A 25120-nucleotide genomic window follows, 5' to 3' on the forward strand; every position below is an offset into this window, starting at 1 on the left:
CATGCAGATCTACAACACACTGACTCGCACCAAGGAAACCTTCACCCCCATCGAGCCGGGGAAGGTGCGCATGTATGTTTGTGGCATGACGGTCTATGACTACTGCCATCTGGGACATGCTCGGGTGATGGTGGCCTTCGATGTGATCACTCGTTATCTGCGCTATCGGGACTATGACGTCACATATGTGCGCAATATCACGGATATTGACGACAAGATCCTGCGTCGTGCCGATGAGAATGGCGAGACCATCGGTGAGCTGACCGAACGCATGATTGCTGCCATGCATGAAGATGAAGGACGCCTGTTCGTCAAGCGTCCTGACCATGAGCCTCGTGCGACGGGGCATGTGGCCGAGATCATCAGCATGGTTCAGACCTTGATCGACAAGGGCTATGCCTATGCTCCGGGTAATGGCGATGTCTATTACCGGGTACGTAAGTTCGAAGGCTACGGCAAGCTCAACAACCGTGACCTGGATGAGATGCGAGCGGGTGCGCGTATCGAGGTCGATGAACACAAGGAAGATCCACTGGACTTCGTATTGTGGAAAGCTGCCAAGCCTGGCGAGGCACATTGGCCATCTCCCTGGGGCAATGGGCGTCCGGGCTGGCACATTGAATGTTCTGCCATGTCCACATGTTGTCTGGGCGATACCTTTGACATCCATGGCGGTGGTCCTGACCTGACCTTTCCGCACCATGAGAACGAGATTGCCCAGAGTGAAGCGGCAACAGGCAAGCCTTACGTCAATACCTGGATGCATGCAGGGGCGGTGAGAGTCGATAGCGAGAAGATGTCCAAGTCCTTGGGCAACTTCTTCACTATTCGTGAGGTGCTCGAGGAGCATGATCCTGAGGTGGTGCGCTATCTGCTGGTGGCGAGTCATTATCGTAGTGCCATCAACTATGCTCCGGCCTCTCTGGGAGAGGCTCGCAAGTCCCTTGAGCGGTTCTATACGGCTCTCGAAGGGCTGGAAGCTGTGGAAGAGAATGCTTCAGATAGCATTTCTTCGGGTAGCCTTTCTTCAGATAGCATTTCTTCAGATAGCTACGCCGAGCGTTTCACGGCTGCCATGGACGACGACTTCAATACGCCGGAAGCCTTGTCTGTTCTGTTCGAGCTGGCGCGTGAACTTAATCGGGCCAAGCAGGGTGAGCAGGCCGATGCTGATCGTGCAGCTCGGCTGGCTGGGGAGCTCAAGCATCTCGGTGGAGTGCTGGGACTGTTCAGTCAGGACCCGGCCACTTTCCTCAAGGGGGCTGCCGGTTCACTGGCCTTGTCTGCCGAGGAAATCGAAGCTCGTATCCAGGCTCGTGCCGAAGCCAAGAAAGCCAGGGATTTCGCGGCGGCCGATCGCATCCGAGATGAGCTTGCCGAGCTCGGCATCATCCTCAAGGATTCCCGTGAGGGAACCACCTGGGTCGTGGAAAAAGGTTGAAGCCAGAACAGAGCCAGAAGCGTTGGGGAGAAATTCCAGGACAGCCTTGCTGATAGCCGTGGGAAGTGTCCTGGAAGAATCGCTCTAGGCCAGTGGGGGCAGAGGAATCTGCCTTGGCCAGTCGTCCCCTACCACAAAGACGCGTCGTCCAGCATATTTGGACGGCGCGTCTTTGTTTTTCTCGTCGGCATGACATTGAAGCGTGAAAGGAAGGTCGGAGAAGTACTGTGGTTCGGCACACAGCATCAATTGCAAAGGTGTGGCATAGGTCGCGAAATGCGCTGCCAGGGTGCGGCTCAGAGAGGTGCGCGACATCCAGTGGGGCGGCAGCGGTGGTGCAAGCCAGTGAGGCTTGGCCAGGCAAGTGCCAAAGCGCATCTCATCCAGCTCTGAGCACAGTCGTGACCAGTCGCTCCAGTGACACCAGAGCCCCTGATAGGCGTCGGGATTGAGTTCATCGGGCACGGGCAAGGGGTGATTCCAGGGCGAAAAGAGCACTCCGGGCATGGCCAGTTGCACTTCGGGGCAAGACGTTGCCAATGCATTCCGTGTTGCCGGTGCTGCTCCGGGCAGTTCACTCAAGACGTCATTCAATACCTGGCGGGCTTCCTTGGTCTGTGTCAGTGGCAATTGGTGGTGCAGCAGGTGATGAACCTTGAGTGACAAGCTGTCCAGGCCACCGGGGCCTATCCAGCGTGCCATGTCGTTCGGAGAGCGGGGGCCATGAATGAGTCCAAGGAAGAATTTCACGGCAACTTCGAGATGCACCACGGTACCATCATGCTTGCGATAGACCAGATCCAGCTCACCCAGCGTACGCCGATCGGCACGGACCGGGATATTGTGGGCAAGTAGTGTCGTGGCAGGCGCTGTGTCGAGAAGAAACTGCCAAAGGCGTTCATGATACTGGCCCAGGCGGGTAAAAGCCGCCTTGCCCGTGTGTTGCTCCAAGGACTCAGGATGTCTTTCGACACGAGCAAGATAGCTGGCCAGCACACCAGGGTCTTCCAAGCCCAGGTCATGGCGTGTAGGGCGTCCGGGCCAGGTCGTGTTAACAAGATCCGGTGCGCCAATCAACCATGCTAAATCACGCACCAGTGGGTGGACCAGTGGCGGCCTATTTGAGGCAGGCGAGAAGAGATGGCATGGTGACATGAACAATACCTGATGCTGAAGTGTGTCTCGTTCTTACCTCTTCTGCTTAACATACTTCTATATTGGCTAGCGACTCTGATGACAAGAACGCGGTTGGTTCATGTTGTAACGGAACTATAATCACTACGGATAAGAATACTCTCATGAAAGCATCTCTTGCGCTTGTTTCCGTGACTGTCTTTTCAGCGATGATGTCCGCTACTGCAGCTCAGGCTGCGGATGCAGTGGTGGTGTCTTCCAAGATCGATACTGAAGGTTCGGTATTGGGGCAGATGATCCTGCAGCGCCTGTCTGCTGCTGACATTGAGGTCGAAGACCGCTTGCAGCTTGGGGGCACCAGCGTGGTGCGGCAGGCCTTGCTCAATGATGAGGTCGATATATATCCGGAATACACCGGTAATGGTGCTTTCTTCCACGATATGACCGACAGCGACGTATGGCACGATGCGGCGGCAGCCTTTGATACCGTCAAGCAGAAGGATGCCGAGCTTGGACTGGTGTGGCTGACTCCCGCTTCAGCCAACAACACTTATGCCATCAGTGTGCGTGGTGATGTTGCCAGGGAAAATGAATTGACCACCCTTGATGACATGGCGGCCTACATCAATGACGGTGGTGATTTCAAACTGGCAGGAAGTAGCGAGTTCGTTGAATCGGACTTTGCGCTGCCTGCCTTTCAGGAGGCCTACGGTTTCACCCTGGATGAAGACCAGCTACTGGTGCTGTCTGGAGGCAACACGGCTGCCACCATGCGAGCTGCTGCCCAACAGACCAGTGGGGTCAATGCCGCCATGACCTACGGTACCGACGGTGGCCTGCAAGCCCTGGATCTGCTCGTGATGGAGGACACCAAGGGAGTACAGCCGGTTTACCAGCCAGCGCCGGTGATTCGCCAAGCAGTACTTGAAGCGCATCCGGAAATTGCTGACCTGTTGGCACCCGTATTCGAATCCCTCGACCTGGAAACACTCCAGCGCCTCAATGGCGAGGTGGCAGTCAATGGCCTGGACCCGGCCAAGGTCGCAGGGGACTATCTGGCCACTCTCGAGGAATGACAGATCGAGCAATCTGATATGCCACAAGGACAGGCCCAGGGACGGGCCAACTTCGTGCTGTTGAGCCTGCTGCTGCTTGCCATGCTGGCATGGTGGAGCCTACCCAGTGTCAGTCTGGCGCCGAATCGCATTGTACCGGGGACGAACTATCATGCCTGGGCTGTGGCGGGTTGGTCACTGGCCATCGCGTGGGCTTTGCCATTGGCGATGGGGGCCTGGTTGTGCAGAAACTTCTCACCCCGACATGCCAGGGCAGTGCTGGCGCTGGTCACGATCAGCCTGATCGGCTTGCCACTATGGATGACATTGGCGTCGCGGCAACTGGTAGACCCTGATTTGCCCCAGGCGCGTCTTGGTATTGGAGCCAGCCTGTGGGTGCTGTTGTTTGTTCTGCTGCTGGCCATGGTCGAATTGCGTTCGTACCTGAAGTTGGCTGCCTGGCAAGTATGGCTCTGTGTGTTATCTCCCGTGGTAGTGGGGGCTATCTGTATTCCTCTCGGTCTTGATTCTCTGGCGCTATGGCAGGAGTACCTTGGGCGTCGCGAAGGCTTGTACAAGGCCGTCGTCGAGCACTTGCTGCTGGTCAGCGCAACCGTCGTGCTGAGTCTTTCATTGGGTATCGCCATAGCCCTGGCAATACGTGCCGTACCTCGTTTGCAGAGCTCTGCCTTTGCTGTATTGAACTTCTTTCAGACGGTGCCAAGCCTGGCATTGTTCGGGCTTTTGCTTGGCCCCTTGGCCTGGCTGGCCCATCACTACACTTGGCTGGCGAATCTTGGTGTCAGCGGAATTGGTTGGGCTCCTGCGTTGATTGCCCTGGTGATATACAGTCTGCTGCCGATGGTGCGTAATACATTTGTGGCGCTGGAAGGCGTCGATGAAAGTGTCATTGATGCCGCTCGTGGTATGGGAATGAGCCGCATCCAGATATTTGCCCAGGTCCGGGTGCCATTGGCCTTGCCAGTGATGCTCGAAGGTGTCCGCATCACAACGGTACAGGCTATTGGCCTGGCTGCTGTCGCGGCTCTGATTGGTGCCGGAGGGTTAGGCAGGTTCATCTTCCAGGGCCTGGGACAGGCGGCCATGGACATGGTGCTGCTGGGGGCTTTACCGATCCTGCTGATGGCGGTGGCTGCCGATGCCCTGTTGGCTGCGTTGTCGCGGTGGGTGCGAAGAGCGGAGGACGCAAGTTGATCGAGCTGATTCATGTCACTAAGCGATTCTCGGCGGCGACAGCTGTCGATGATATATCGCTCACGGTGAAAAATGGCGAATTCTGTTGCCTGATAGGGACCTCTGGCTGTGGGAAGTCGACCACGTTGCGCATGATCAATCGCTTGATCGAACACAGCGATGGTGAAATCCATATCGACAATCAGCCAATTCGCAGCTTTCGTGGGGAAACATTGCGACGGCGCATTGGCTATGTCATCCAAAGTACTGGTCTGTTTCCTCATTGGACGGTAGCACGCAACATTGCTCTGGTGCCGAATCTGCTGAAGTGGTCTGGATCTCGTATTGAACAGCGTGTCGAAGAGCTGATGGAGTTGCTCGGTCTGCCGGTCGCCGAGTTCGCCAGCAAGTATCCTCATCAATTGTCTGGAGGCCAGGCCCAACGTGTCGGTGTGGCCAGGGCTCTGGCGGCAGACCCTGACATACTGTTGATGGATGAACCCTTCGGTGCCCTGGATCCGATCACCCGCGAGGCCTTGCAGTTCGAGTTGCGCGAGCTGCAGTCTCGCTTGAACAAGACTGTGGTCTTTGTCACCCACGATATGGACGAAGCCCTGCGCCTGGCCGACCGGCTGGTCGTGATGCATCAAGGGCGTATCGTGCAGCAGGGACATCCATTGGAACTACTCCGGCAGCCTGCTGATGATTTTGTCGCTTCCTTGCTCGGTGGTGAGGACCGCGGTCTCAAGGAAGCGGCCTTGTTGCCGGTGCATGAACGCATGACACCACTGGGGGCTGGAGGAGTGGCCAAGCATCGTATTGCTCAGGACGCCTCCTTGCGTCAGGCGCTGTCGATGATGCTCTGGCAGCGTGTCGAACGGCTGGCCGTCGTCGATGAGGACGATATTCCCATCGGGGAGCTGAGTTTTCGGCGCCTTGCAGGAGCACAGAGTAATGACTGATCAGGCAGTGGGGCGTCCGCTTGCCTGGCGTTGGCTGATGCCTCTGGTGTGGTGGTCGCTGTTGGTGGCAGGTTGTCTGATGATGGATTGGCTCGAGCCGTTGCTGAGATTGATCGAGCCTGATAATCGTCAGGTGGTATATGCCCGGACCGACCTGTTGGTGCTGCTGGGGCGGCATCTGCTGGTGGTGGGAGTGGCTGCACTCCTGGCCGTGGTAATCGGTGTGGGAGCGGGAATTGCCGTGACGCGTGCCTGGGGGCGCGATTTTCTCCCTCTGGTGAGCCAAGTGGCATCCCTGGGTCAGACTTTCCCGCCCGTGGCGGTGCTGGCGCTGGCAGTACCTGTCATGGGCTTTGGCACCTTGCCGATCATTGTGGCGCTGTTGCTCTATGGCCTGTTGCCTATCGTGCGCAATACCCTGGCAGGCATCGAGGGCATTGATCCTTCGATCAAGGAAGCGGCACGTGGCATGGGCATGTCAGCAAGGGAGGTGCTGCTCCAGGTGGAACTGCCTCTGGCGGCTCCCGTCATCTGGGCGGGTATCCGGACTTCCGTGACGATCAACATTGCTACAGCCGCACTGGGCGCGACAGTAGGGGCCAGTAACCTGGGTGATCCCATCATTGCCGGTATCGTCAACGGTAACATGGCTTATGTAGTGCAGGGAGCCGTGCTGGTCGCGTTATTGGCCCTGAGCGTGGATAGCGTCTTTGCACAATTGTGCGACTAAAGTCTCGTCTATTAACTTCTTTCAGTTTACGTTAACGTCACATCGTGCGTTGACCGTTCGCAGGGCAATCCCCTGGCGAGACGGGGAAATAACGACAACACTGCCCTCAAAAAGGGTAAAGGAACAGCACGATGACAACGACAGCTCAGATTCACGAGCCGGACTTTCTGGCCGGCGACGAATTTTTCATCCCGACCTACAGTGTCCTGACTCAGGATGGCACGCTTTTTCCTGGCGCCACGGCACCTGATCTGGGCAAGGAAAAGGCTCTGCGTATCTATCACACCATGGTGAAGACCAGAGTGCTGGATGAACGCATGATGGCGGCCCAACGTCAGGGACGCCTGAGTTTCTACATGCAGTGCACCGGTGAAGAAGCCGCAGTGATTGGCAGTGCTGCAGCTCTCGATGATGCCGACATGATCATGGCTCAGTATCGAGAGCAGGGCGCCTTGATGTATCGCGGTTTCAGCATCGATGAGTTCATGAACCAGCTGTTCGGCAATGAACTCGACTACGGCAAGGGCCGCCAGATGCCGGTCCATTACGGGTCGCGCAAGCTGCATTACATGACCATCTCATCGCCTCTGGCGACTCAGATTCCTCAGGCCACTGGCTATGCTTATGGCCAGAAGCTGGCTGGCAATGGTAACTGCACCATCACCTACTTTGGTGAGGGAGCTGCCTCAGAAGGTGACTTCCATGCCGCCCTGAACATGGCTGCGGTACATGAAGTGCCAGTGATCTTTTTCTGTCGCAATAATGGCTACGCGATTTCCACGCCATCAGTGGAACAGTTTGCTGCGGACGGTGTGGCTCCCCGGGCTTTCGGCTATCGCATGCACGTGATCCGTGTCGATGGCAATGACGTGCTGGCGGTGTATCACGCCACCGAGCGCGCACGTCAGCTCGTGGTGGAACATAACAAACCGGTACTGATCGAGGCGATGACCTACCGTCTCGCAGCGCACTCATCCTCTGACGATCCCTCTGGGTATCGCTCACGCAAGGAAGAGGACGCCTGGCGCGAAAAAGATCCGCTTCGTCGCATGCAGGCCTGGCTGGAGCATCAAGGCTGGTGGGACGAGGAGGAGGAAAAGGCTCTTCAGGATAGTCTGCGTCGTGAAGTGCTTGAAACCATGAAGCGCGCCGAGAAACGCCCGCCACCTGCATTGGATACTCTGGTGACTGAGGTCTACGCCGAGGTCACGCCGGCCTTGCAACATCAGTTGGATGCGCTCAAGAACCATATCCGGCATTACCCCGAGGCCTACCCGCGTGGTGCCCGTTTCCTGGATACCACGCTGCAGGAAAAGGATGCGGATAACGAGCAGGGAGGTGCTTGAGATGCCGACGATCAACATGCTTCAGGCCATCAATCAGGCATTGGATATCGCCATGGCCGAAGATGAACGTGTGCTGTGCTTCGGTGAGGATGTGGGCGGGTTTGGCGGCGTATTTCGTGCCACCAGCCACCTGCAGGAAAAATATGGCAAGGCCCGCTGTTTCAACACCCCCCTGGTGGAACAGGGCATCATTGGTTTTGCCAATGGCCTGGCGGCTCAGGGTTCTGTGCCGGTGGCCGAGATCCAGTTTGCCGATTACATCTATCCGGCCTTCGACCAGATCGTCAACGAAACGGCGAAATATCGCTACCGCTCAGGTGATCTGTTCAATGTCGGTGGGCTGACCATTCGTACACCATACGGCGGCGGCATCTCCGGTGGCCATTATCACTCTCAGTCACCAGAAGCCTATTTCGCGCATACTCCTGGTCTCAAGATTGTGGTGCCCCGTAATCCCTACGAAGCCAAGGGGTTGTTGCTGGCATCGATTCGTGATCCTGATCCGGTCCTGTTTTTCGAGCCCAAGCGTCTGTATCGCGCCGCTGTCGGCGAAGTGCCGGAAGAAGACTACCAGCTGCCCCTCAGTGAAGCGGAAGTGACCAAGGAAGGCAGTGACATCACCGTGCTGGGCTGGGGCGCTCAGATGGAAGTCATCGACAAGGCTGTGGAAATGGCCGAGAAAGATGGGGTGTCATGTGAAGTCATTGATTTACGCACCATCCTGCCCTGGGATGAGGATACTGTTGCTGAGTCCGTACTGAAAACCGGGCGTCTGGTGATTACTCATGAGGCGCCACGTACTGGTGGCTTTGCAGGTGAAATTTCCGCCACCATTCAGGAGCGTTGTTTCCTGTACCTGGAATCTCCCATTCAGCGGGTGACCGGGTTGGATACGCCTTTTCCTCTGACACTGGAAAAGGAATATCTGCCAGACCATCTCAAGATCTACGAGGCCATTCGTGCCGCAATGAATTACTGAGCCGCCAGCCCGCCGAAGGTGGCTCGTTGAGACAGGTACGGACAGGAGAGACAAAGATGACGGAATTCAAATTGCCCGATATCGGCGAAGGCATCGTCGAATGTGAGGTCATTGAGTGGAAGGTGGCCGAGGGCGACACCATCGTCGAAGACCAGCCGGTGGTGGAGGTGATGACCGACAAGGCCCTGGTCGAAATCACCGCACCGACGGATGGACGCGTGACGCAGTTGCATGTGGCCAAGGGTGAGATGGCCAGGGTGCACGCGACATTGTTCAGTTACGATGCCCTTGATGGCGAAGGTGAAAGCACGACTGCCGGCAAGAGCCAGGAGCCAGCAGAAGACAGTGCGGCACGCTGGGAAACGCCTCTCGAACATGGTTCCTCGCAAGTGGCGAAAACCAGCGCTGGGGCAGTGGACTTCATTTTGCCGGATATTGGTGAAGGTATTGTCGAATGTGAGGTGGTCGAATGGCATGTCGCCGTAGGTGATCGCATCTCTGAAGACCAGCACCTGGTCGATGTAATGACTGACAAGGCCATGGTCGAGATCACTGCTCCGGAAGATGGCGAAGTCAGCGCATTATATGTTGCCAAGGGGGAAATGGCCCGGGTCCATGCTCCGTTGTTTGCCTACCGTGCAGAAGGCAGCCACTCCGCTGTCGAGACGACCGAGAAGCAAGAGAGGTTCGCTCCTTCCGCCGCGATGGATTCTGTGGTGGCATCGGGGTCGCATGCGCCAGATTCTCGTATGCCGGGTGGTGTTGAGGGCGCTGGCGTCAATGCCACTACGGGAAAAAATGCCACTACGGGAAAAAATGTCACTACGGGAAAAGGAGCCCATGGGCGTACACCGGCGAGTCCTGCCGTGCGCCGCCTGGTGCGTGAGCATGGCCTCAAGCTTGAGGTGGTTCCTGGTAGTGGCCGTATGGGTAGGGTACTGAAGGAAGATGTATTGGCCTATCTGGCGCAGGCCGAGAACACAGAGATCAGGCATCCTGGCGAGAGACCATCCGACAGGGCAGTCGTACAATCGTCAGCGACGGGGTCCGAGAACATTTCGCACACCGAGCCCATGCGGGGCATTCGTGCAGCCATGGCTCGCCAGATGGTGGCTTCTGTCAGCACCATTCCCCATTTCCACTACGGGGAGGAAATCGATGTCACAGAGCTTTTGGCGTTGCGTCAGCGTCTCAAGCCCCAGGCTGAGCTACGACAACTACGCCTGACATTGATGCCGTTCTTCATGAAGGCCATGGCCCTGGCCGTACGCGCCGAGCCTATTCTCAATGCACGCCTGAGCGAAGATGCCAGTGAGATCCAGTATCTGGCCCGTTGCAATATTGGTATGGCGGTGGATGGCAAGGCCGGGCTGATGGTGCCGAATATCAAAGGGGTCGAAGGTCTCAGCGTGCTGGATATTGCTGCCGAGGTTCAGCGCCTGACCGAAGCTGCCCGAGAAGGGCGTGTCAGTCAGGAAGATCTCAAGGGCGGCACGATCAGCATTTCAAATATTGGCGCCATGGGAGGAACTTACGCCGCGCCTATCATCAATGCCCCGGAAGCGGCTATTGTGGCTATCGGCAAGAGCCAATGGCTGCCCCGCTTCGATGAACATGGTGAGGTGACTCGGCGGGCAATCATGACGGTGACATGGGCCGGTGATCATCGTTTGATCGATGGCGGGACCATTGCTCGCTTCTGTAATGTATGGAAAGGTTTCCTGGAAAGCCCGGAAACCATGTTATTGCATCTGTCCTGATGCCTCTGTAGATGTCCCAGGCCCAGTTACAGCAGTTCTACATTCCCGAAGAGCAGTCGATTTATCTGCTCAGTCAGGATGATGCGCGCAAGCTCAAGGAGTGGGTTGCACTATGCCAGGCCCAGCTTGAGCAACTGGGCTACCGTGATATCGGGTTGATCGGCAAGGGCGCCTATGGCTTTGTCTTTGCCGGTATCAATAGCATGACCACGGCATCCCGAGAACATTACGTATTCAAGTTCTCTCGGGTGACACTACCGCAGCACCTGCAGGATCGTCTTGAAGAAGAGGCGTTCATGCTGGAGCAGGTGGATCACCCCCGGGTGCCCCGATTGGTGGCTTTCCAGCGAGTGCGTCATCAATCGATCATGGTCATGCAGCGGGCTCCCGGTATCAATCTGGAAGAGTTCTCGCTGCATAATGGGCGCCTGCCGCCGCGTCTGGTGGTGCGAATTGCCGATCAGCTGGCAGATATCCTGCGCACCTTGCGCCAGGAAAGGACACCAGAAGGCAACCCTCGGCGTCCGGTGGTGCACGGTGACATCAAGCCTTCCAATCTGGTGTTCGATGAACAGCATGAGACCGTTGCACTGATTGACTGGGGATCGTCCGTATTCGCCCAGCTTGATGCCCGTCTACAGTTCGTTACCGCCAATGTCATGGAGCTGATGTCGGATAACCTGCAGCAGACCAATGCCCGCCTGGGAGATGTCTATTTCATTGGCGATGACCAGTTGAATGGTGCCTTGTCGTCTCCACGTTTCGACGAGCAAGGGGTGGCCGGCACGCTCTATGCCCTGGCGTCGGCTCAGTCCTGCCGTTTTGGCCAACGTGCTATTCCGGCACGTTCGCTTGGCTTGCCCATGGAGTTTGCACGGGTGCTGGACGGTATGCTGGATCCTGACCCCCAGACACGCCTCAAGGCCGGGGATTATTTCCTGCGTGAGATGCCGCGCATGGGACGTCTGGTGATGCTTGACCTGCCGACCTCGCCCGAGGCCCCGCTTGTGCCGGTCTGGAGTCGGGCAGCGACCCGCGAGATCGACTGTGTGGTGTACAGTTCACGCAAGTCCTTTCTGCGTGAAGAAGGCGTGGAAGAAACCCTCAACGACGTCAATGACGTGCAACTGGACCGCTATTACCGCAACTTCATGCAAGGCATGGGAGAAACCGAAAAGGCCTTTCTGGCCTCGGTCAGCCGCCTGGGCAAGTATCCGCTTGTCGGTGGGCTGGCGGTTCGCTGGGAAGCGGATGGGGTCTATATCGATTCATCACTGAATCTCTACGACCCACAACTGAAGCCCGCTTTCGTCACGGCAGTGAACAATATGGTGACCCTGGCCAGGGCCATCCATCGCCGAGGGATTTTCAAGAGTTGCCTGTTCAATGCCAGGGATACGCTGCACCTGGAGCGGGAGGGGGTCGAGTACCCCTTCATTGTCGACCCGACCATGCACCTGTCGTATGAAGTGAGTGCGGTACCTGAGCTGGAAGACCGCTCACGGCTGCATAGCTACTTCGAGGATGGCCCGGATCCCGAAGAACTGCTTGTCCTGCCGGAGGCCATCATCAGTGCCTTGCAGGAGCTCAACGAGATCCACCATACCGGTATGATCATCTTCGAGTCCCTGCCTGCCCATCTGAAGATTCATCACCATTACCGCTTGCTTGACCCATCTCGGGAAGAAGAGTTTCGTGATCGCCTGGAGGATATCCTCGATGCCGTGCGGCTGATCGAGGGGCTGGGCATTTCCGGCTTCATGAAAATGCCCTACAAGGACACGCGTTTCTTTCCCCATGTGGCCAGCCAGCCCGAGCGCTATTATCCACGTGACCCCAGGGCAGCACTGGCCAAGTGGCAGGAAACATCCTCCCTGCAGGCATCCCCGGCAGCATCGGGTGCTATGCCAGACCCTGGCGAATCATCACCTCCGTGATGATCGGAACGGGGCTCATCAAGTGTTCACGCATCATCTGGCGGGCCTTGGCCTTGTTTCTGGACAGTACGGTTTCGGTCAAGGCGGCATGTTCGTCACGCTTGGCTGCCAATGCGGCGCTCGACAGCACGATTTCGCGTAACCACAGGTGACGATAGCGCTCGACCTGATCGAACAGTGTCTGGCGTACCTGCAGCAGGTGAGGAGAACGACAGCCTGTGACGATAGCGGTGTGATAAGCCTTGTGGCGGGCATCCCACACATCGAGCTGTTCTTCCAGGCCACTGACCTTGACGACCTTGGACAGAGTGTGCGCGCAGGCCAGTATTTCCGCTTCCCAGTCATCATCGCCACGCTCCATGGCCAGTTCCAGCATCAAGCCTTCCAGTTGGGCGCGAGCGTCGTAAAGATCGTTGAGTTCGTCAAGAGACATGGGAGCAACACGATAGCCGCGTTGGCTGATAGCCACGACCAGGCGCTCGGCGACGAGTTGAGACAGGGCTTCGCGTAAAGGTCCGGTGCCTAGCGCATAACGCTCCTTGAGCCGTGCCATCAGCAGTTTCTCGCCAGGAAGGAACTGCCCCCGAATGATGTCCTGCTTGAGTAGTCGGTAGCCACTGATGGCGAGGTTCTGCTTGCCTTGTGGTTCCATGTCTGGCTGTTCCATATACGGCTGTTCCATATCCAGCGTTGCCCCTTGGATGAGGCATTCATGATACCAAATTGCTCAGCATATCCAGATTCGCCAGCAGGGCATCAGGTTTCGTGTTCATGCATTCCTGGGCTTCTTGAGTTCTGCCCAGGCTGCATAGGTGCTGAGAAAGACCCGGCCCGTGAGGTCGTCAAGGAAGTCTGATCGCTTCAGGCGATCCATGACAGGGCCTTTGACCTCAGCCAGATGCAGAGTGACTCGTGAATCCTTCAGGCGCGCATTGATGGCATCCAGGCTTTCCAGCGCAGAGGCATCGATGAGATTGACCGCTGAGCAGATCAATACCACATCAGTGAGTTCGGGACGTTGTGCCACCAGGGCGTACAGGGTGTCTTCCAGATAACGGGCGTTGGCGAAATAGAGGCTCTCGTCGATGCGCAGCAAGGCCAGATGGCTGGCAGTCTCGACTTGATGACGAGTGACCGAGCGAAAATGTTCGCTGCCGGGAATGCGTCCGACGATGGCACTGTGAGGACGGCTGGTGCGATACAGGAACAGGCCGATGGACAAGACGACACCGACGATGATGCCTGCTTCGACACCTTCCGTCAGTGTCAGTGCCATGGTGGCGGCGAGGGCCGAGAAATCGCTGCGCGAATAGCGCCATGTCTGTCGAATCAGAGGGATGTCGACCAGCGTCAGAATGGCAACGGTGATGGTAGCTGCCAGGGTGGCAATGGGCAGATGCTCAAGCAGTGGTGTCAGGAACAGGGTAATAATACCGATGCCGAGGGTAGCGAAGATGCCGGCAAAAGGGGTCTGAGCACCTGACTCCTGGTTGATCACTGTGCGCGAGAGCCCTCCGGACACTGGCATGCCACTGGTAATGGCGGCGGCGATGTTGGCGCCTCCGAGTCCGATCAGTTCCTGGTTGGGGGATATGCGTTCGCGGCGCCTGGCAGCCAGCATCTGGGCCATGGAAATCGACTCGACAAAGCCCACGATGCTGATCAACAGGGCGGGAACAAGCAGGGCATGCCATATGCGGGTGTCGAGCAGGGGAAAACTCAGGCCTGGCAACCCGGAAGGTACCTGCCCTACGGTGGCCACTCCGCTGGCTGCCAGGTCAAAGTGCCAACTGATCAATGTGGCCATCACGACAGCGACCACTGGACCGGCACGAACGAGAAGAGCGGCGATGGCATCCGGAAGCAACAGCGCTTTCAGGGCACGCAGGCCGTACAGGCGAACAAGATAGAGGAAAAGCAGGCTACTGATTCCGATGCTCGCAGTAGGCCAGTGAAAACTGTCCAGATGGCGTAACAGACTGCCTGTCAGCTCAAGGCCGTTATAGCCACTGGCTTGCATGCCGAGAAGGTTGGTCAACTGGGTCAAAGCGATCAGCAGGCCGGAAGCAGACAAAAAACCACCGATCACCGGATGGCTCAGGAAGTTGGCGAAGAAGCCAAGGCGCAGAAAACCCATGGCGGCCAGCATCAGGCCAGAAATCAACGATAGTGCCAGCGCCGCTTGTAGATACTCTTCGCTGCCCGGTGCCGCCACTCGCGAAAGAGCAGCACCGGTCATCAAGGCAATGATGGCCACGGGGCCCACCGCAAGGGTGCGACTGGTTCCGAATAGGGCATAAATGACGACGGGCAGCAGACTGGCATATAGCCCGACTACGGCAGGCAAGCCGGCAAGAATGGCATAACCCAGGGACTGTGGAATCACCATGACCGTCACGATGAGCCCGGCAAGGAGGTCGGCACCACATAGACGTCGATTGTAGTGAGGTAACCAGGCGAGGATCGGCAGGTAGCGCTTGATCATTCCGGAGGCAGGCCCTTGGCTTATAAGATTATGTCGTTATGACCTTTCCAGATTAACGCAAACGAGTTCCCTGGTAGAGAGGGTGCAGGGGAAAAGTTCGCGCAGTGAAACCGGTCATGCAAAGGTGTTCAATCGGGCGGAGAGCGGCGCAAGTGATCGAGAAAGCGTCGGTCAAGATGGCTCTTGAACAGGCTGGCGAGTCGTCCGCCCCACCACCAGCGGCCATAGAGGGCGAGTCCTTCGCCGTCTCCCAGATTGAGAATCGACAGTGCCCGTGGCTGCGGCTGATAGTGGCGTGGCGGTGAGCCCTGTAGCTTGGCGAGCAGATTATGGAGAAGAATCGGCCCCTGGCGTACGCCGTAAACACCAAGACGCGGCAATACATGACCTTCCATTGCTGCACAGTCGCCAGTGGCGAAGATGCGTGGATGATCGATGACTGTCAGGTCGGCATGGATACGGAGGCCACGGTTTATCACTGGCAAGCCGATGTCGAGGGTAGTAGCGGTGGGTCTGAGCCCTGTGGCAAGGATGCGATGATCGACATGTTGGTCGCTGCTGCGTATTCCGGTTATCTCAATGTCTCGTCGAGCCAGGCGTTCAGTTAACCAGTTCTGGGCATTTCGAGGGATTTCTGGCATTAGCCCCATGGATGTTTCAGTGGCATGGTGGATGAGACGAATGAACAGGCGACGCTCGTTCACCCCCAGGCGCTTGCCCAGTGTCCGCAGGGCGCAGGCAATTTCCACGCCACTGGCACCCGCTCCCACCACCTCCACCGAGAGAGACTGGCCCTGATTGAGCTGGCGAGTGATGCGGCGCTTGAGCCTGAGTAACTGGGGAACCGGCTTGACTGGCCATTGTTCCGGTCCTTCACCCGATTGAGGCAAGCTGGCTGAGGCAGAGCCAAGGTTGAGGCTCAAGAGGTCGTAGCGCAGGTTGTTCCCATTGCCGAGCGTGATGGTCTGTGCGGGATCATCAAGTGCCACCATGCGTTGGCGCAGCAGGGTGACGCCCCGCTGCCGACAAAGGCTCACAGGGTCCAGGCGATCATCTTGCGGAGGCACCTCGCCAGCCAGCATGGAACTGGCCAGGCCTGAATACCAGAAGGCACCAGGCTCTACCAGAGTGAGCCTGGCGCTGCGCAATTTCTCTGCCTGGTCCAGCAGGTGAAGGTGGGCATGTCCTGCCCCGACCAGCACAATATGAGGGACGATCACCTGGGCTCCTTAAGTTGAGGCCGCCCTGGAGGGGCGCTTCCAGGAGGAAAGACTATAGAGAGCCAGGCTCACCCAGATCAGCGCGAAAGTGGTGAGCTGTTCTATCTGCAGAGGTTCGCCGAATACCCAGATGGCAATCAGGAACTGCAGCGTGGGGTTGATGTACATGAGGAAGCCCAGGGTTCCCAGGGGCAGGCGTCGGGCTGCGCCGGCGAAGGCCAGCAGCGGCACAGCGGTAATGATGCCACTGGCGATCAGCAGCATGCTGGTATGGGTTGCGGAGAAGAAGTGAGACAGCTCCTGATGGCTCAACCACACCAATCCTATTCCGGCCAGGGGAAGCAGTAGCAGGGTTTCGACGAAGAGCCCGGATAATCCATCGAGCTTGACCTGCTTACGCAGCAGCCCATAGACGCCAAAGGAAATGGCCAGTGCCAGGCTGATCCAGGGCAAGTGGCCGAGTTGAATCAACTGCAGCAGGATGGCAGTACCTGCAAGAGCAATGGCAATAAGCTGAAAGCGGTTGATGCGTTCCTTCAGCACCAGCATGCCAAGTGCGACATTGACCAGCGGTGTCATGAAGTACCCCAGGCTGGCCTGCAGCACATGACGGGTTTCGACAGCGTAGATGTACAAGCCCCAGTTCACAGCGATCAGAATGGCACAACCAAGGACACGCCATAGCCCGGAGGAGTGTGCAAATGCCGCCATGACGTGATGCCAGCGTTGCAACACACTGATCACCAGAATGAGGAAAAGGCATGACCAGAGAATGCGATGAAGCAGGATTTCCAGTGCTGGCACACCATCGAACATCGCGAAGAACAATGGAAAGCATCCCCACATGCCGTAGGCCAGCAAGCCATACATGACTCCCTGGCGCGATGCCGAGCGCTGTGTCATTCCTTTTCCCCCATGCGAAAAGCATAAGGTAACATAATCAGTAGGTTCCTAAGGAAACATGCACTTCAATCAATGAAGAGGATAGCGAGCGTCACGCAACAGGGTACGGTAACCTAGTAAGCAGAGTACTGGCTTCATACACCATCAGACGAGCCTATCCATGTCTCAGTTGCAAACGATGTCCCAGTTGCGAACCACCCTGGTGCAGTGTGACCTGCGCTGGGAAGACCCTGCCACCAATTGTCGTCAGCTTGAGGACAAGCTGGCTGACCTGAGCTTTGCTGATACCGACCTGATCGTTCTGCCGGAGATGTTCGCCACAGGCTTCACCATGAATTCCCGGGAAATGGCCGAACCCATGGAAAGCAGTCTGGCAGTGGACTGGCTCAAGCGTCAGGCCATGAAGCGTGGCTGTGTCGTGACGGGCAGTGTGGCAATCCAGGAGCAGGATGACTACTTCAACCGCCTGGTGTGGGCGCGACCGGATGGAGAATTGATCTGGTATGACAAGCGCCACCTGTTTCGCATGGCCGGTGAGCATGAACGCTATGCCATGGGAGAACAGCGCGTCATCGTCGAACTCAATGGCTTCAGAATCCTGTTGAGTGTCTGCTATGACCTGCGCTTTCCGGTATGGCTGCGTCAACAGCCCTCTGCTGGGGAACATTTCGAGTATGACGCTATCTTGTGCGTGGCCAATTGGCCGGCTCCCAGGCGGCATCCCTGGCGCACGCTGCTGCAGGCCAGGGCAATCGAGAACCTGTGTGCTGTGATCGGTGTCAATCGTGTCGGTCAGGATGCCAACGGGCTCGATTATGCCGGGGACTCCATGCTGATCGATGCCAAGGGAGTGGCGCTTGTCGACCAGCCGGAAGGCCAGCCGTTCATCCAGACAGCCGTGCTGGATGGCGAGGAACTGCGCCAGTTTCGCGACAAGTTTCCTGCCTGGCGTGATGCTGATCACTTTTCTCTCAGTTGTGGAGTAGGTTACTGATGCGCCTTGATCGCTTCCTGGCGGAAACCACGGATCTGACACGCAGCCTGGCCAAAAGGGCATTGTCCAATGGAGAAGTCCAGGTCAACGGTGAAGCCGAGAAACGCCCGGCTCGCCACATCAATGAAGATGATGCAGTTGCCTGGATGGGAGAGCCCCTTGCCCTGGTCGGGCTGCGTTATGTGATGTTACACAAGCCTCTCAATGTGGAATGTACCGCACGCAGAGGCTTGTATCCGCGCGCGATGGATCTCATCGATCTTCCCAAGGCTGAACGCCTGCAGCCAGTTGGACGCCTGGATGTGGACACCACCGGCCTGTTGCTGCTCAGTGACGATGGTCAGTGGTCCCACCGGGTGACATCGCCGCGTCATCGCTGTGCCAAGGTCTATCGCGCTCACCTTGCACGTTCGCTGGAAGGTCAGGCCGCGTTGGATGCTGTCGAGGCCTTTGCCCACGGCGTGTTGCTGGAAGGCGAAGACACACCGACACGACCTGCTGAGCTTGTCTGCCTTTCTGCCCAGGAAGTACTGCTGACGGTACACGAAGGGCGCTACCATCAGGTGCGTCGCATGTTTGCCGCCATTGGTAACCATGTAGAGGCATTGCATCGGGAATCCATCGGTAAACTCAAGCTGGATCCGCAGCTGGCACCGGGCGAATGGCGAGAACTGACTGAAGAGGAAGTGGCTCTGTTCTGACGGAATCATTCCGCCATGGTGATGCGAGCGCGACCGGATTGCTTGGCGCGGTACAAGGCATTGTCAGCAATTTCCAGCAGGGTATGGGGGTCAGAAGTGTGACAGGGAAAGCTGGCAATGCCACAGGATAGCGATACCGTACCCAGTGGCTGGTGAGCATGCTTGAAGTTGGTACTTGCCAGTATTTGAGTCATCTGGTCGATGCGCATGAGTGCATCATTGGCTTGTGCATGTGGCAATAGGATGACGAACTCTTCACCGCCCAGTCGACATACCACGTCATTATCGCGAAAACTTTCCGCAAGAAGCTGTGCCACACCACATAACACGACATCTCCCGCAGAGTGACCAAAGCGATCATTGAACAACTTGAAATGATCAATATCCACGATCGCCAGAGTCAGAGATGTCTGATTCCGCAATGCTGATACCGCTTCATGAAACATCAGCTCTTCGAAGTACCGCCGGTTGCGCAGGCCTGTCAGTCCATCGTTATAGGACAGCGTGGCAAGCTTTTCCTGAAGTGAAATGCTGGATAATACCAACGCTACCCGAGTGATGCCGGTTTCGATAAGACGCCGGGTCCGTTCGTGATACTCCGAGTTCGGTAGTAACCGAGTATTCGGTTCCAGCCACAATATTCCAAGGTGCAAGGCGTCTTGTTGCGGACGCGGAATATCCAACGGAAACAGCCAGGATGGAGGTCGATTGTCAGTGCCACCCGATGGAGATGAAGGGAGGGTGGCTGGGACCTGGTAATCCTTGGGCCAATGATGTGTGAGGCTCAACAGCGGCTCATCAGTGTTCTGTCGATAGAATGCCCCACGTAGAGGGCTCGTCAGTTCTGGCAGGGCATCCACGATGATTTCCAGTGCATGCTCCAAGGCAGCGGTTCCTTGCAGGCGATCGATCAGGTCGGCGAGTGCCTGGCTTTTGCTGTGTTCCAGGGCGATCAGCGATGCACGCTGGTGCTCTTGCTTCACATGACTTTGCAACTCGCTGGTGCGTTCGGCAACTTCACTCTCCAGGAAACGGTTGAGGTGGTTGAGCTCGCGCTGAGTCTGGGTGTAATGGCGTAGGGAGATGATGACCATGGAGAGGGTGAAAGCCAGGGCCCCAAAATGTACTGGTACCTCGAACCAGTCAATGATGCTGTGAGCGACAGCCATGTCCAGCATCAGGATGAAGACAAAGGCAGCATAGCTTGCGAGTACCAGGTACTGGTGAATATTGAAAGTATGGCACCGGCGGAGCGCTAGCAAGGCCATCAAGATGGTCGAAATCAACAGCAGGACGTCAAACGAGGGAAAGGTCGAGGACAAGGAAATCATTCCCATCAATGACATGCTCAGAGCGATGGTGAGATAGGCGAGCAGGGCCAACCAGATGAGACGCAAGAAACGAGTGCGAACCTGAGGAAACCAGTGCTCCAGGATCAAGCCCATGGCGATGGGTAGTGAAAAATAAGTGGCAGCAGCCAGATAGTTCCACAGTAAAGGAATATCCAGCAACAGTTTGCGTGAGTCGTTCTCGGCCAACAACATGATGCCGATTGCCAGGGAAAAGAAGCCGACACTGCCCAAACGCCATTGTCGAGGAGGAGACAGTACCAGCAAGCTGGCGAGAGAACCGACAATCAAGCAGAAAGTGGCGACAACCAGTCCTTCCCAGGAAGTGGCTAGAATCATCGGCAGCACGGCACTTTCGTCCATGATGGCGACTTTTCCCCATAGCCCGATATCAGAGTAATCGGAGTGGATCCGCAGATAGAGAACCTTTCCTTCAGAAACGTCGGGCAGTGGAATGGTGTGCCAGCTCCAGCCGGCAAACTGTACTTGGCCGTTTGAGTCCAGAGAGCCATGTCGAAAGATTTGCTGGTTGTCGATATAGGCTTCACCGATCAGGTCGATACTGGAAACGAACAGGACAGGGTGGTGCCATTCCCCGGCAGGTAGCTGGTGACGCATCCATAGCGTTTCGTTGCCATGCCGGTGCGGGGGGTTGGCTGTGCCGGACATGGGTAACCAGCCAGATGTGCCAGTAGGCTCACTGGCCCACAGGAAATGCCCGTTGGCATCCTGAGGCGAGTCTCCCCAACGATATTCCCAGCCGTTGCGGAGGGAGGTTTCAGTGGCCAGGGCCGCCTGAGGGAAAAACCAAATCCCAAGGGTCAGCCACAGTATTGCTAATAACCCAAGCCGATGGTGCTTGCGGGTCATGATAGGTACCGGCGTGAAGAAATTTTCCGGCAGTATAGAAGATGATGGCTCCGGGGAGTGGCCTGTCTCATCTATTTGCCAACCTCTTTGCAAGTTGGCTTGTCAGCGAGACATCTTCTTGCCTGCATCCTGCAGGCAGTTGCCGGAATCGATGAGCAGTCAGAGAAAATGCCTCAAGAAACTGCTGTGATCAAAAGGGGGCTGGAGGTCGTAGACAGCTAGATAGCAACTTCCCTCGCCAGGCTGGAGGCAGCAATCAGCGCTCTGGTGTAGGCACTCTGTGGTGTAGCAAGCACCTTGTCACAGTCGCCCTGTTCGATCACCTTGCCTTCTTTCAGCACCATCACACGATGGGCCATGGCGCGTATCACGGCCAGGTCATGACTGATGAACAGGTAGCTGAGGCCGCGGCGGTGCTGCAGTTCTCGCAGCAGAATGATCAACTGTTTCTGAATCGTGCGATCCAGGGCTGAAGTCGGCTCATCAAGGATGATCAGGCGTGGTTCGAGAATGATGGCGCGTGCGATGGCGATACGCTGGCGCTGGCCTCCGGAAAACTCGTGAGGATAGCGCTGGCTGACATCTTCGGGTAGGCCTACTTCATGCAGGGTGTTGCGTACGCGGCGGTCAATTTCCGCTTCCTGCAGATCAGGCTGATGAAAGCGCAGTCCTTCACTGATGATGTCGGCAACCGGCATGCGAGGTGACAGGGAGCCATATGGGTCCTGAAATACTACCTGCAATTGGCGTCGTTGCTGGCGCAAGGGGTTGCCGCTGAGCAGGTCCAGGCGGGTGCCATCGAAGTTGATTTCTCCTTGGCTGGTTACCAGGCGCAGCAGGGCGAGTGCCAGCGTGGTCTTGCCTGACCCGGATTCTCCGACAATGCCGAGCGTTTCGCCTGGAGCCACACTAAGGTCGATGGGAGACAGAGCTTCGAAGGCCGGAGGTCGACGTTGGAACAGGCGCTTTGGGCGTTGGAATTGTACGCCAAGAGACCTGGCCATCAATAACGGCGTCGAGTCCTTGATGGCGGAGGGACGGCCTTCTGGTTCTGCGCTCAGCAGTGCTTTGGTGTAAGCGCTCTGTGGCGAACGGAAGACATCTGCAACAGGGCCCGTTTCCTGCACTATGCCATGCTGCAGAACGCACACGCGGTCGGCATGACGACGTACCAGATTGAGGTCATGGGTGATGAATAGTATTCCCATACCATGATGGTCTTGAAGATCCGTGAGCAGTGCCAGGATTTCCTGTTGCACCGTGACATCCAGTGCCGTGGTCGGCTCATCGGCGACCAATAATTCTGGCTGGTTGGCGATCGCCATGGCAATCATGACGCGCTGGCGCTGCCCGCCGGAAAGCTGATGAGGCCAGGCATCTAACAGCTCTTCAGGACGGGGCAGCCGGACCTGCTCAAGCAGCTCCTGACAGCGATGGCGTGCTGCCTTGCCATGCAATCCCTGGTGTAGGCGCAAGGCTTCGCCCAATTGGCGGCCAATGGTATGCAGGGGGTTGAGTGATGTCATCGGTTCCTGAAACACGAAGCCGATGCGGTTGCCTAGGAGTGCCTGCCATTGGCGCGAATCAAGTGTCGAGAGGTCGGTATTGCCCAGGCGTCGAGTTCCCTTCACCTTGGCGTTGGCTGGTAACAGATTGAGAGCACCCAAGGCAGATACTGACTTGCCGGAGCCGGATTCTCCTACCAGTGCCAAGGTCTCGCCTCGAGCCACGCTCAGAGACATGTCCTTCACCACAAGCTGATCGTCGAAAGAGATGGATAGCTGATCAAGGATGAGCAAGGGCTCAGCGGACATGGCCATCACCTCCTTTGGCAATTTGCTGTGCATGGTCTGGTGCTATCGAGCCCGGAGATATCTGGGTTGGGCCTTGCTGCACATGGCGAGGGTCGAAAGCGTCTCGTATCCCTTCACCGATGAATACCAGCAGGGACAGCATGACCCCCAAGGTGGCAAAGGCGGTGATCCCTAGCCAGGGGGCCTGGAGGTTGTTCTTGCCCTGGGCGACCAGTTCACCAAGTGAAGGAGAGCCAGGTGGCAATCCGAAGCCAAGAAAGTCCAGGGCTGTCAATGTGGTGATGGCGCCGGTGAACAGAAAGGGGACAAATGTCAGTGTGGCCACCATGGCATTCGGTAGCACATGGCGCCACATGATCAGCCTGGATGGCAGGCCCATGGCCTTGGCGGCACGCACGTATTCCAGGTTGCGTGCGCGCAGGAATTCGGCGCGCACGATATCCACCAGGCCAAGCCAGGAAAACAGCAGCATAATGCCGAGTAGCCACCAGATATTGGGTTGCACCAGGCTGGCGAGGATGATCAGCAGAAACAGGACAGGTAGCCCGGACCATATCTCGATGAAGCGCTGTCCGATGAGGTCGATCTTGCCGCCGAAGTATCCCTGGATGCCGCCAGCCATGACGCCAAGGATCAGTGAGCCTGCCGTCAGTGCCAAGGCAAAGATCATGGAAATACGGAAGCCGTAGATGACACGGGCAAGCACATCGCGACCTTGGTCATCGGTACCTAGCCAGTGCGTGCCGTCGGGTGGTGAAGGCGCGGGATGGTCCAGGTGCATGTCCAGCGTGTCATAGGTGAAGGGGATCAATGGCCAGAGCGCCCAACCATTCTCTTCAATGGCCTCGCGAGTGAAGTCATCACGATAATCTGCCGGTGTAGGCAGGAAACCACCAAACTCGGTATCAGAGTATTCCTGCAGCAGAGGGAAATACCATTGCTGCTGATAATGGATGACCAGCGGTTTGTCGTTGGCGACCAACTCAGCCCCCAGGCTGATGGCAAATAGAATGGCGAACAACCACAGTGACCACCAGGCCCGGCGTTGCTGACGAAAGACCTTCATGCGCCGGCGGGTAATGGGTGACAGCCTTGAGCGTGTGGATCGCCCGGAATCCGGGCGTCGTGAAAATATCGCCATGCTCAGGACTCCCTCGTTGCAAAATCGATGCGGGGATCAACCCATACATAGGTCAGATCCGAGACCAGCTTCAACACCAGTCCGATCAGGGTGTAGAGATAAAGCGTGCCGAAGATTACGGGGTAGTCCCGCTGCATGACGGCTTCGAAGCCGAGCAGGCCAAGGCCATTGAGGGAGAAGATCACTTCGATCAGCAAGGAGCCAGTAAAGAAGATGCCGACAAGTGCCGAGGGCAGCCCGGCGATGATGAGCAACATCGCATTGCGGAATATGTGAGCATAGAGAATGCGCCGTTCGCTTGCGCCCTTGGCACGGGCGGTGAGCACATACTGGCGATGAATTTCGTCGAGAAAGCTGTTCTTGGTCAGCATGGTCAAGGTTGCGAAGCTACCAATGGTGGAAGCGGTGACGGGCAGTACGATATGCCATAGATAGTCCTTCACTTTGCCCCATGCCGACAGGTCGGCAAAATCCGGCGAAGTCAGCCCGCGGAGAGGAAAGACTTGCCAATAACTGCCTCCGGCAAACAATACGATCAGCAGGATGGCGAAGAGAAAGCCGGGAATGGCATAGCCGCCGATGACCAGACCCGACGTCCATACATCAAAAGAGCTGCCATGTCGCAATGCCTTGCGAATGCCCAGGGGGATGGATATCAGGTAGACCAGCAGAGTTGTCCATAGCCCCAGGGATATCGACACTGGAAGACGCTCCAGCATCAGGGTGGTGACCTTTTCGCCACGGAAGAAACTTTCTCCAAAGTCAAAGGTGGCGTAGTTCACCACCATATCGAAGAAACGCTCATAGGCCGGCTTGTCGAAACCAAACTGTACTTCCAGATGCTTGATGTACTCTTCCGGTATACCTCGGCTTCCGCGCGAGGTTTCTCCGGCGGGGCCGGCAACAGTGTCAGCGCCGCTTTGGAGACGAGTGCTGGCATCAACCGAAAGCCCTTCATAACGAGCCAATATCTGGTCGATGGGGCCGCCGGGAGCGGCCTGGACGATGATGAAGTTGAGCAGCATGATCCCCAGCAGTGTGGGGATCATCAGCAGCAGGCGGCGCAGGATATAGGCGGCCACATGGTATCCTTATGCGTTGCTGA

20 protein-coding genes are annotated in these 25120 nt (G+C 57.0%); 11 read left to right on the top strand and 9 right to left on the bottom strand.

Going from position 1 to position 25120, the window contains the following annotated elements; translation table 11 throughout:
• Window position 1: 1 nt before the first annotated feature.
• The gene (gene cysS / locus E4T21_RS08895) at window positions 2-1441 is read left to right on the top strand and encodes a cysteine--tRNA ligase (protein ID WP_149284653.1); all 1440 of its coding nucleotides are present in this window, start codon (window positions 2-4) and stop codon (window positions 1439-1441) included.
• 84 nt (window positions 1442-1525) lie between these two features.
• Here the strand turns inward: cysS and E4T21_RS08900 are convergent, their stop codons facing one another.
• Window positions 1526-2536 (bottom strand): DUF1853 family protein, encoded by a 1011-nt coding sequence (locus E4T21_RS08900; protein ID WP_240349339.1) that lies wholly within the window; start codon window positions 2534-2536, stop codon window positions 1526-1528.
• Window positions 2537-2739: 203 nt separating this feature from the next.
• On the opposite strand from E4T21_RS08900, the gene osmF reads away from it, so the two are divergent.
• The 8 genes from osmF to E4T21_RS08940 all read left to right on the top strand — a co-directional run bounded on the left by osmF (window position 2740) and on the right by E4T21_RS08940 (window position 12538).
• On the top strand, window positions 2740-3651 hold the full coding sequence (gene osmF / locus E4T21_RS08905) for a glycine betaine ABC transporter substrate-binding protein OsmF (RefSeq protein ID WP_149284655.1): 912 nt from the start codon (window positions 2740-2742) through the stop codon (window positions 3649-3651).
• Window positions 3652-3669: 18 nt separating this feature from the next.
• Window positions 3670-4845, top strand: coding sequence for an ABC transporter permease (locus tag E4T21_RS08910; protein ID WP_149284656.1), 1176 nt, complete (start codon window positions 3670-3672; stop codon window positions 4843-4845).
• Window positions 4842-5786 carry an ABC transporter ATP-binding protein gene (locus E4T21_RS08915; RefSeq protein ID WP_149284657.1) on the top strand — a complete coding sequence of 315 codons (945 nt, stop codon included), beginning with the start codon at window positions 4842-4844 and terminating at the stop codon, window positions 5784-5786. Before E4T21_RS08910 ends, E4T21_RS08915 begins: the two co-directional genes overlap by 4 nt.
• Window positions 5779-6516, top strand: a complete 738-nt coding sequence (locus E4T21_RS08920; protein ID WP_240349340.1) for an ABC transporter permease — start codon at window positions 5779-5781, stop codon at window positions 6514-6516. Before E4T21_RS08915 ends, E4T21_RS08920 begins: the two co-directional genes overlap by 8 nt.
• 131 nt (window positions 6517-6647) lie before the next feature.
• Complete coding sequence (locus tag E4T21_RS08925; RefSeq protein WP_149284658.1) at window positions 6648-7862, top strand: thiamine pyrophosphate-dependent dehydrogenase E1 component subunit alpha; 1215 nt, start codon at window positions 6648-6650, stop codon at window positions 7860-7862.
• A gap of 1 nt (window position 7863) precedes the next feature.
• Window positions 7864-8841: an alpha-ketoacid dehydrogenase subunit beta gene (locus E4T21_RS08930; protein ID WP_149284659.1), complete on the top strand. Its 978-nt coding sequence runs from the start codon at window positions 7864-7866 to the stop codon at window positions 8839-8841.
• A 56-nt stretch (window positions 8842-8897) separates the two neighbouring features.
• Window positions 8898-10601 (top strand): dihydrolipoyllysine-residue acetyltransferase, encoded by a 1704-nt coding sequence (locus tag E4T21_RS08935; RefSeq protein WP_149284660.1) that lies wholly within the window; start codon window positions 8898-8900, stop codon window positions 10599-10601.
• Between the two features lie 11 nt (window positions 10602-10612).
• Window positions 10613-12538: a protein kinase domain-containing protein gene (locus E4T21_RS08940; protein WP_149284661.1), complete on the top strand. Its 1926-nt coding sequence runs from the start codon at window positions 10613-10615 to the stop codon at window positions 12536-12538.
• Here E4T21_RS08940 and csiR read toward each other — a convergent pair.
• The 4 genes from csiR to rarD form a co-directional block, all read right to left on the bottom strand.
• Window positions 12504-13220 (bottom strand): DNA-binding transcriptional regulator CsiR, encoded by a 717-nt coding sequence (gene csiR, locus E4T21_RS08945; protein ID WP_240349341.1) that lies wholly within the window; start codon window positions 13218-13220, stop codon window positions 12504-12506. The two genes, E4T21_RS08940 and csiR, sit on opposite strands and share 35 nt — an antisense overlap.
• Window positions 13221-13307: 87 nt before the next feature.
• Window positions 13308-15023 (bottom strand): SulP family inorganic anion transporter, encoded by a 1716-nt coding sequence (locus E4T21_RS08950; RefSeq protein ID WP_149284662.1) that lies wholly within the window; start codon window positions 15021-15023, stop codon window positions 13308-13310.
• A 128-nt stretch (window positions 15024-15151) separates the two neighbouring features.
• Window positions 15152-16243 (bottom strand): NAD(P)/FAD-dependent oxidoreductase, encoded by a 1092-nt coding sequence (locus E4T21_RS08955; RefSeq protein ID WP_149284663.1) that lies wholly within the window; start codon window positions 16241-16243, stop codon window positions 15152-15154.
• A 9-nt stretch (window positions 16244-16252) separates the two neighbouring features.
• Window positions 16253-17146, bottom strand: coding sequence for an EamA family transporter RarD (gene rarD / locus E4T21_RS08960; protein WP_149284664.1), 894 nt, complete (start codon window positions 17144-17146; stop codon window positions 16253-16255).
• Between the two features lie 178 nt (window positions 17147-17324).
• On the opposite strand from rarD, the gene E4T21_RS08965 reads away from it, so the two are divergent.
• Together E4T21_RS08965 and E4T21_RS08970 are read left to right on the top strand one after the other, a co-directional pair.
• Entirely contained in the window at window positions 17325-18140 is an 816-nt protein-coding gene (locus E4T21_RS08965; protein WP_149287122.1) for an amidohydrolase, read from the top strand.
• Window positions 18140-18841 carry a pseudouridine synthase gene (locus E4T21_RS08970; protein WP_149284665.1) on the top strand — a complete coding sequence of 234 codons (702 nt, stop codon included), beginning with the start codon at window positions 18140-18142 and terminating at the stop codon, window positions 18839-18841. Before E4T21_RS08965 ends, E4T21_RS08970 begins: the two co-directional genes overlap by 1 nt.
• Window positions 18842-18846: 5 nt before the next feature.
• On the opposite strand, the gene E4T21_RS08975 is transcribed toward E4T21_RS08970, so the two are convergent.
• The 4 genes from E4T21_RS08975 to E4T21_RS08990 all read right to left on the bottom strand — a co-directional run bounded on the left by E4T21_RS08975 (window position 18847) and on the right by E4T21_RS08990 (window position 25097).
• On the bottom strand, window positions 18847-21060 hold the full coding sequence (locus tag E4T21_RS08975) for a GGDEF domain-containing protein (protein WP_149284666.1): 2214 nt from the start codon (window positions 21058-21060) through the stop codon (window positions 18847-18849).
• A 218-nt stretch (window positions 21061-21278) separates the two neighbouring features.
• Window positions 21279-22874 (bottom strand): ABC transporter ATP-binding protein, encoded by a 1596-nt coding sequence (locus tag E4T21_RS08980; protein ID WP_149284667.1) that lies wholly within the window; start codon window positions 22872-22874, stop codon window positions 21279-21281.
• Window positions 22864-24015: an ABC transporter permease gene (locus E4T21_RS08985; RefSeq protein ID WP_149284668.1), complete on the bottom strand. Its 1152-nt coding sequence runs from the start codon at window positions 24013-24015 to the stop codon at window positions 22864-22866. The genes E4T21_RS08980 and E4T21_RS08985 overlap by 11 nt, the downstream gene beginning before the upstream one ends.
• Window positions 24016-24017: 2 nt before the next feature.
• Complete coding sequence (locus E4T21_RS08990; protein WP_149284669.1) at window positions 24018-25097, bottom strand: microcin C ABC transporter permease YejB; 1080 nt, start codon at window positions 25095-25097, stop codon at window positions 24018-24020.
• Window positions 25098-25120 lie beyond the last annotated feature (23 nt).

The sequence above is a fragment of the Halomonas binhaiensis genome (assembly GCF_008329985.2).
Classification (GTDB): Bacteria; Pseudomonadota; Gammaproteobacteria; order Pseudomonadales; family Halomonadaceae; genus Halomonas; species Halomonas binhaiensis.

What these genes read in the sequence shown, in the direction of transcription:
- cysS (WP_149284653.1), top strand. Translation starts at nt 2, where the DNA reads ATGCAGATCTACAACACACTGACTCGCACCAAGGAAACCTTCACCCCC.
- osmF (WP_149284655.1), top strand. Translation starts at nt 2,740, where the DNA reads ATGAAAGCATCTCTTGCGCTTGTTTCCGTGACTGTCTTTTCAGCGATG.
- E4T21_RS08910 (WP_149284656.1), top strand. Translation starts at nt 3,670, where the DNA reads ATGCCACAAGGACAGGCCCAGGGACGGGCCAACTTCGTGCTGTTGAGC.
- E4T21_RS08920 (WP_240349340.1), top strand. Translation starts at nt 5,779, where the DNA reads ATGACTGATCAGGCAGTGGGGCGTCCGCTTGCCTGGCGTTGGCTGATG.
- E4T21_RS08925 (WP_149284658.1), top strand. Translation starts at nt 6,648, where the DNA reads ATGACAACGACAGCTCAGATTCACGAGCCGGACTTTCTGGCCGGCGAC.
- E4T21_RS08930 (WP_149284659.1), top strand. Translation starts at nt 7,864, where the DNA reads ATGCCGACGATCAACATGCTTCAGGCCATCAATCAGGCATTGGATATC.
- E4T21_RS08935 (WP_149284660.1), top strand. Translation starts at nt 8,898, where the DNA reads ATGACGGAATTCAAATTGCCCGATATCGGCGAAGGCATCGTCGAATGT.
- E4T21_RS08940 (WP_149284661.1), top strand. Translation starts at nt 10,613, where the DNA reads ATGTCCCAGGCCCAGTTACAGCAGTTCTACATTCCCGAAGAGCAGTCG.
- csiR (WP_240349341.1), bottom strand. Translation starts at nt 13,220, where the DNA reads ATGGAACAGCCGTATATGGAACAGCCAGACATGGAACCACAAGGCAAG.
- E4T21_RS08950 (WP_149284662.1), bottom strand. Translation starts at nt 15,023, where the DNA reads ATGATCAAGCGCTACCTGCCGATCCTCGCCTGGTTACCTCACTACAAT.
- rarD (WP_149284664.1), bottom strand. Translation starts at nt 17,146, where the DNA reads ATGACACAGCGCTCGGCATCGCGCCAGGGAGTCATGTATGGCTTGCTG.
- E4T21_RS08965 (WP_149287122.1), top strand. Translation starts at nt 17,325, where the DNA reads ATGTCCCAGTTGCGAACCACCCTGGTGCAGTGTGACCTGCGCTGGGAA.
- E4T21_RS08970 (WP_149284665.1), top strand. Translation starts at nt 18,140, where the DNA reads ATGCGCCTTGATCGCTTCCTGGCGGAAACCACGGATCTGACACGCAGC.
- E4T21_RS08975 (WP_149284666.1), bottom strand. Translation starts at nt 21,060, where the DNA reads ATGACCCGCAAGCACCATCGGCTTGGGTTATTAGCAATACTGTGGCTG.
- E4T21_RS08980 (WP_149284667.1), bottom strand. Translation starts at nt 22,874, where the DNA reads ATGTCCGCTGAGCCCTTGCTCATCCTTGATCAGCTATCCATCTCTTTC.
- E4T21_RS08985 (WP_149284668.1), bottom strand. Translation starts at nt 24,015, where the DNA reads ATGGCGATATTTTCACGACGCCCGGATTCCGGGCGATCCACACGCTCA.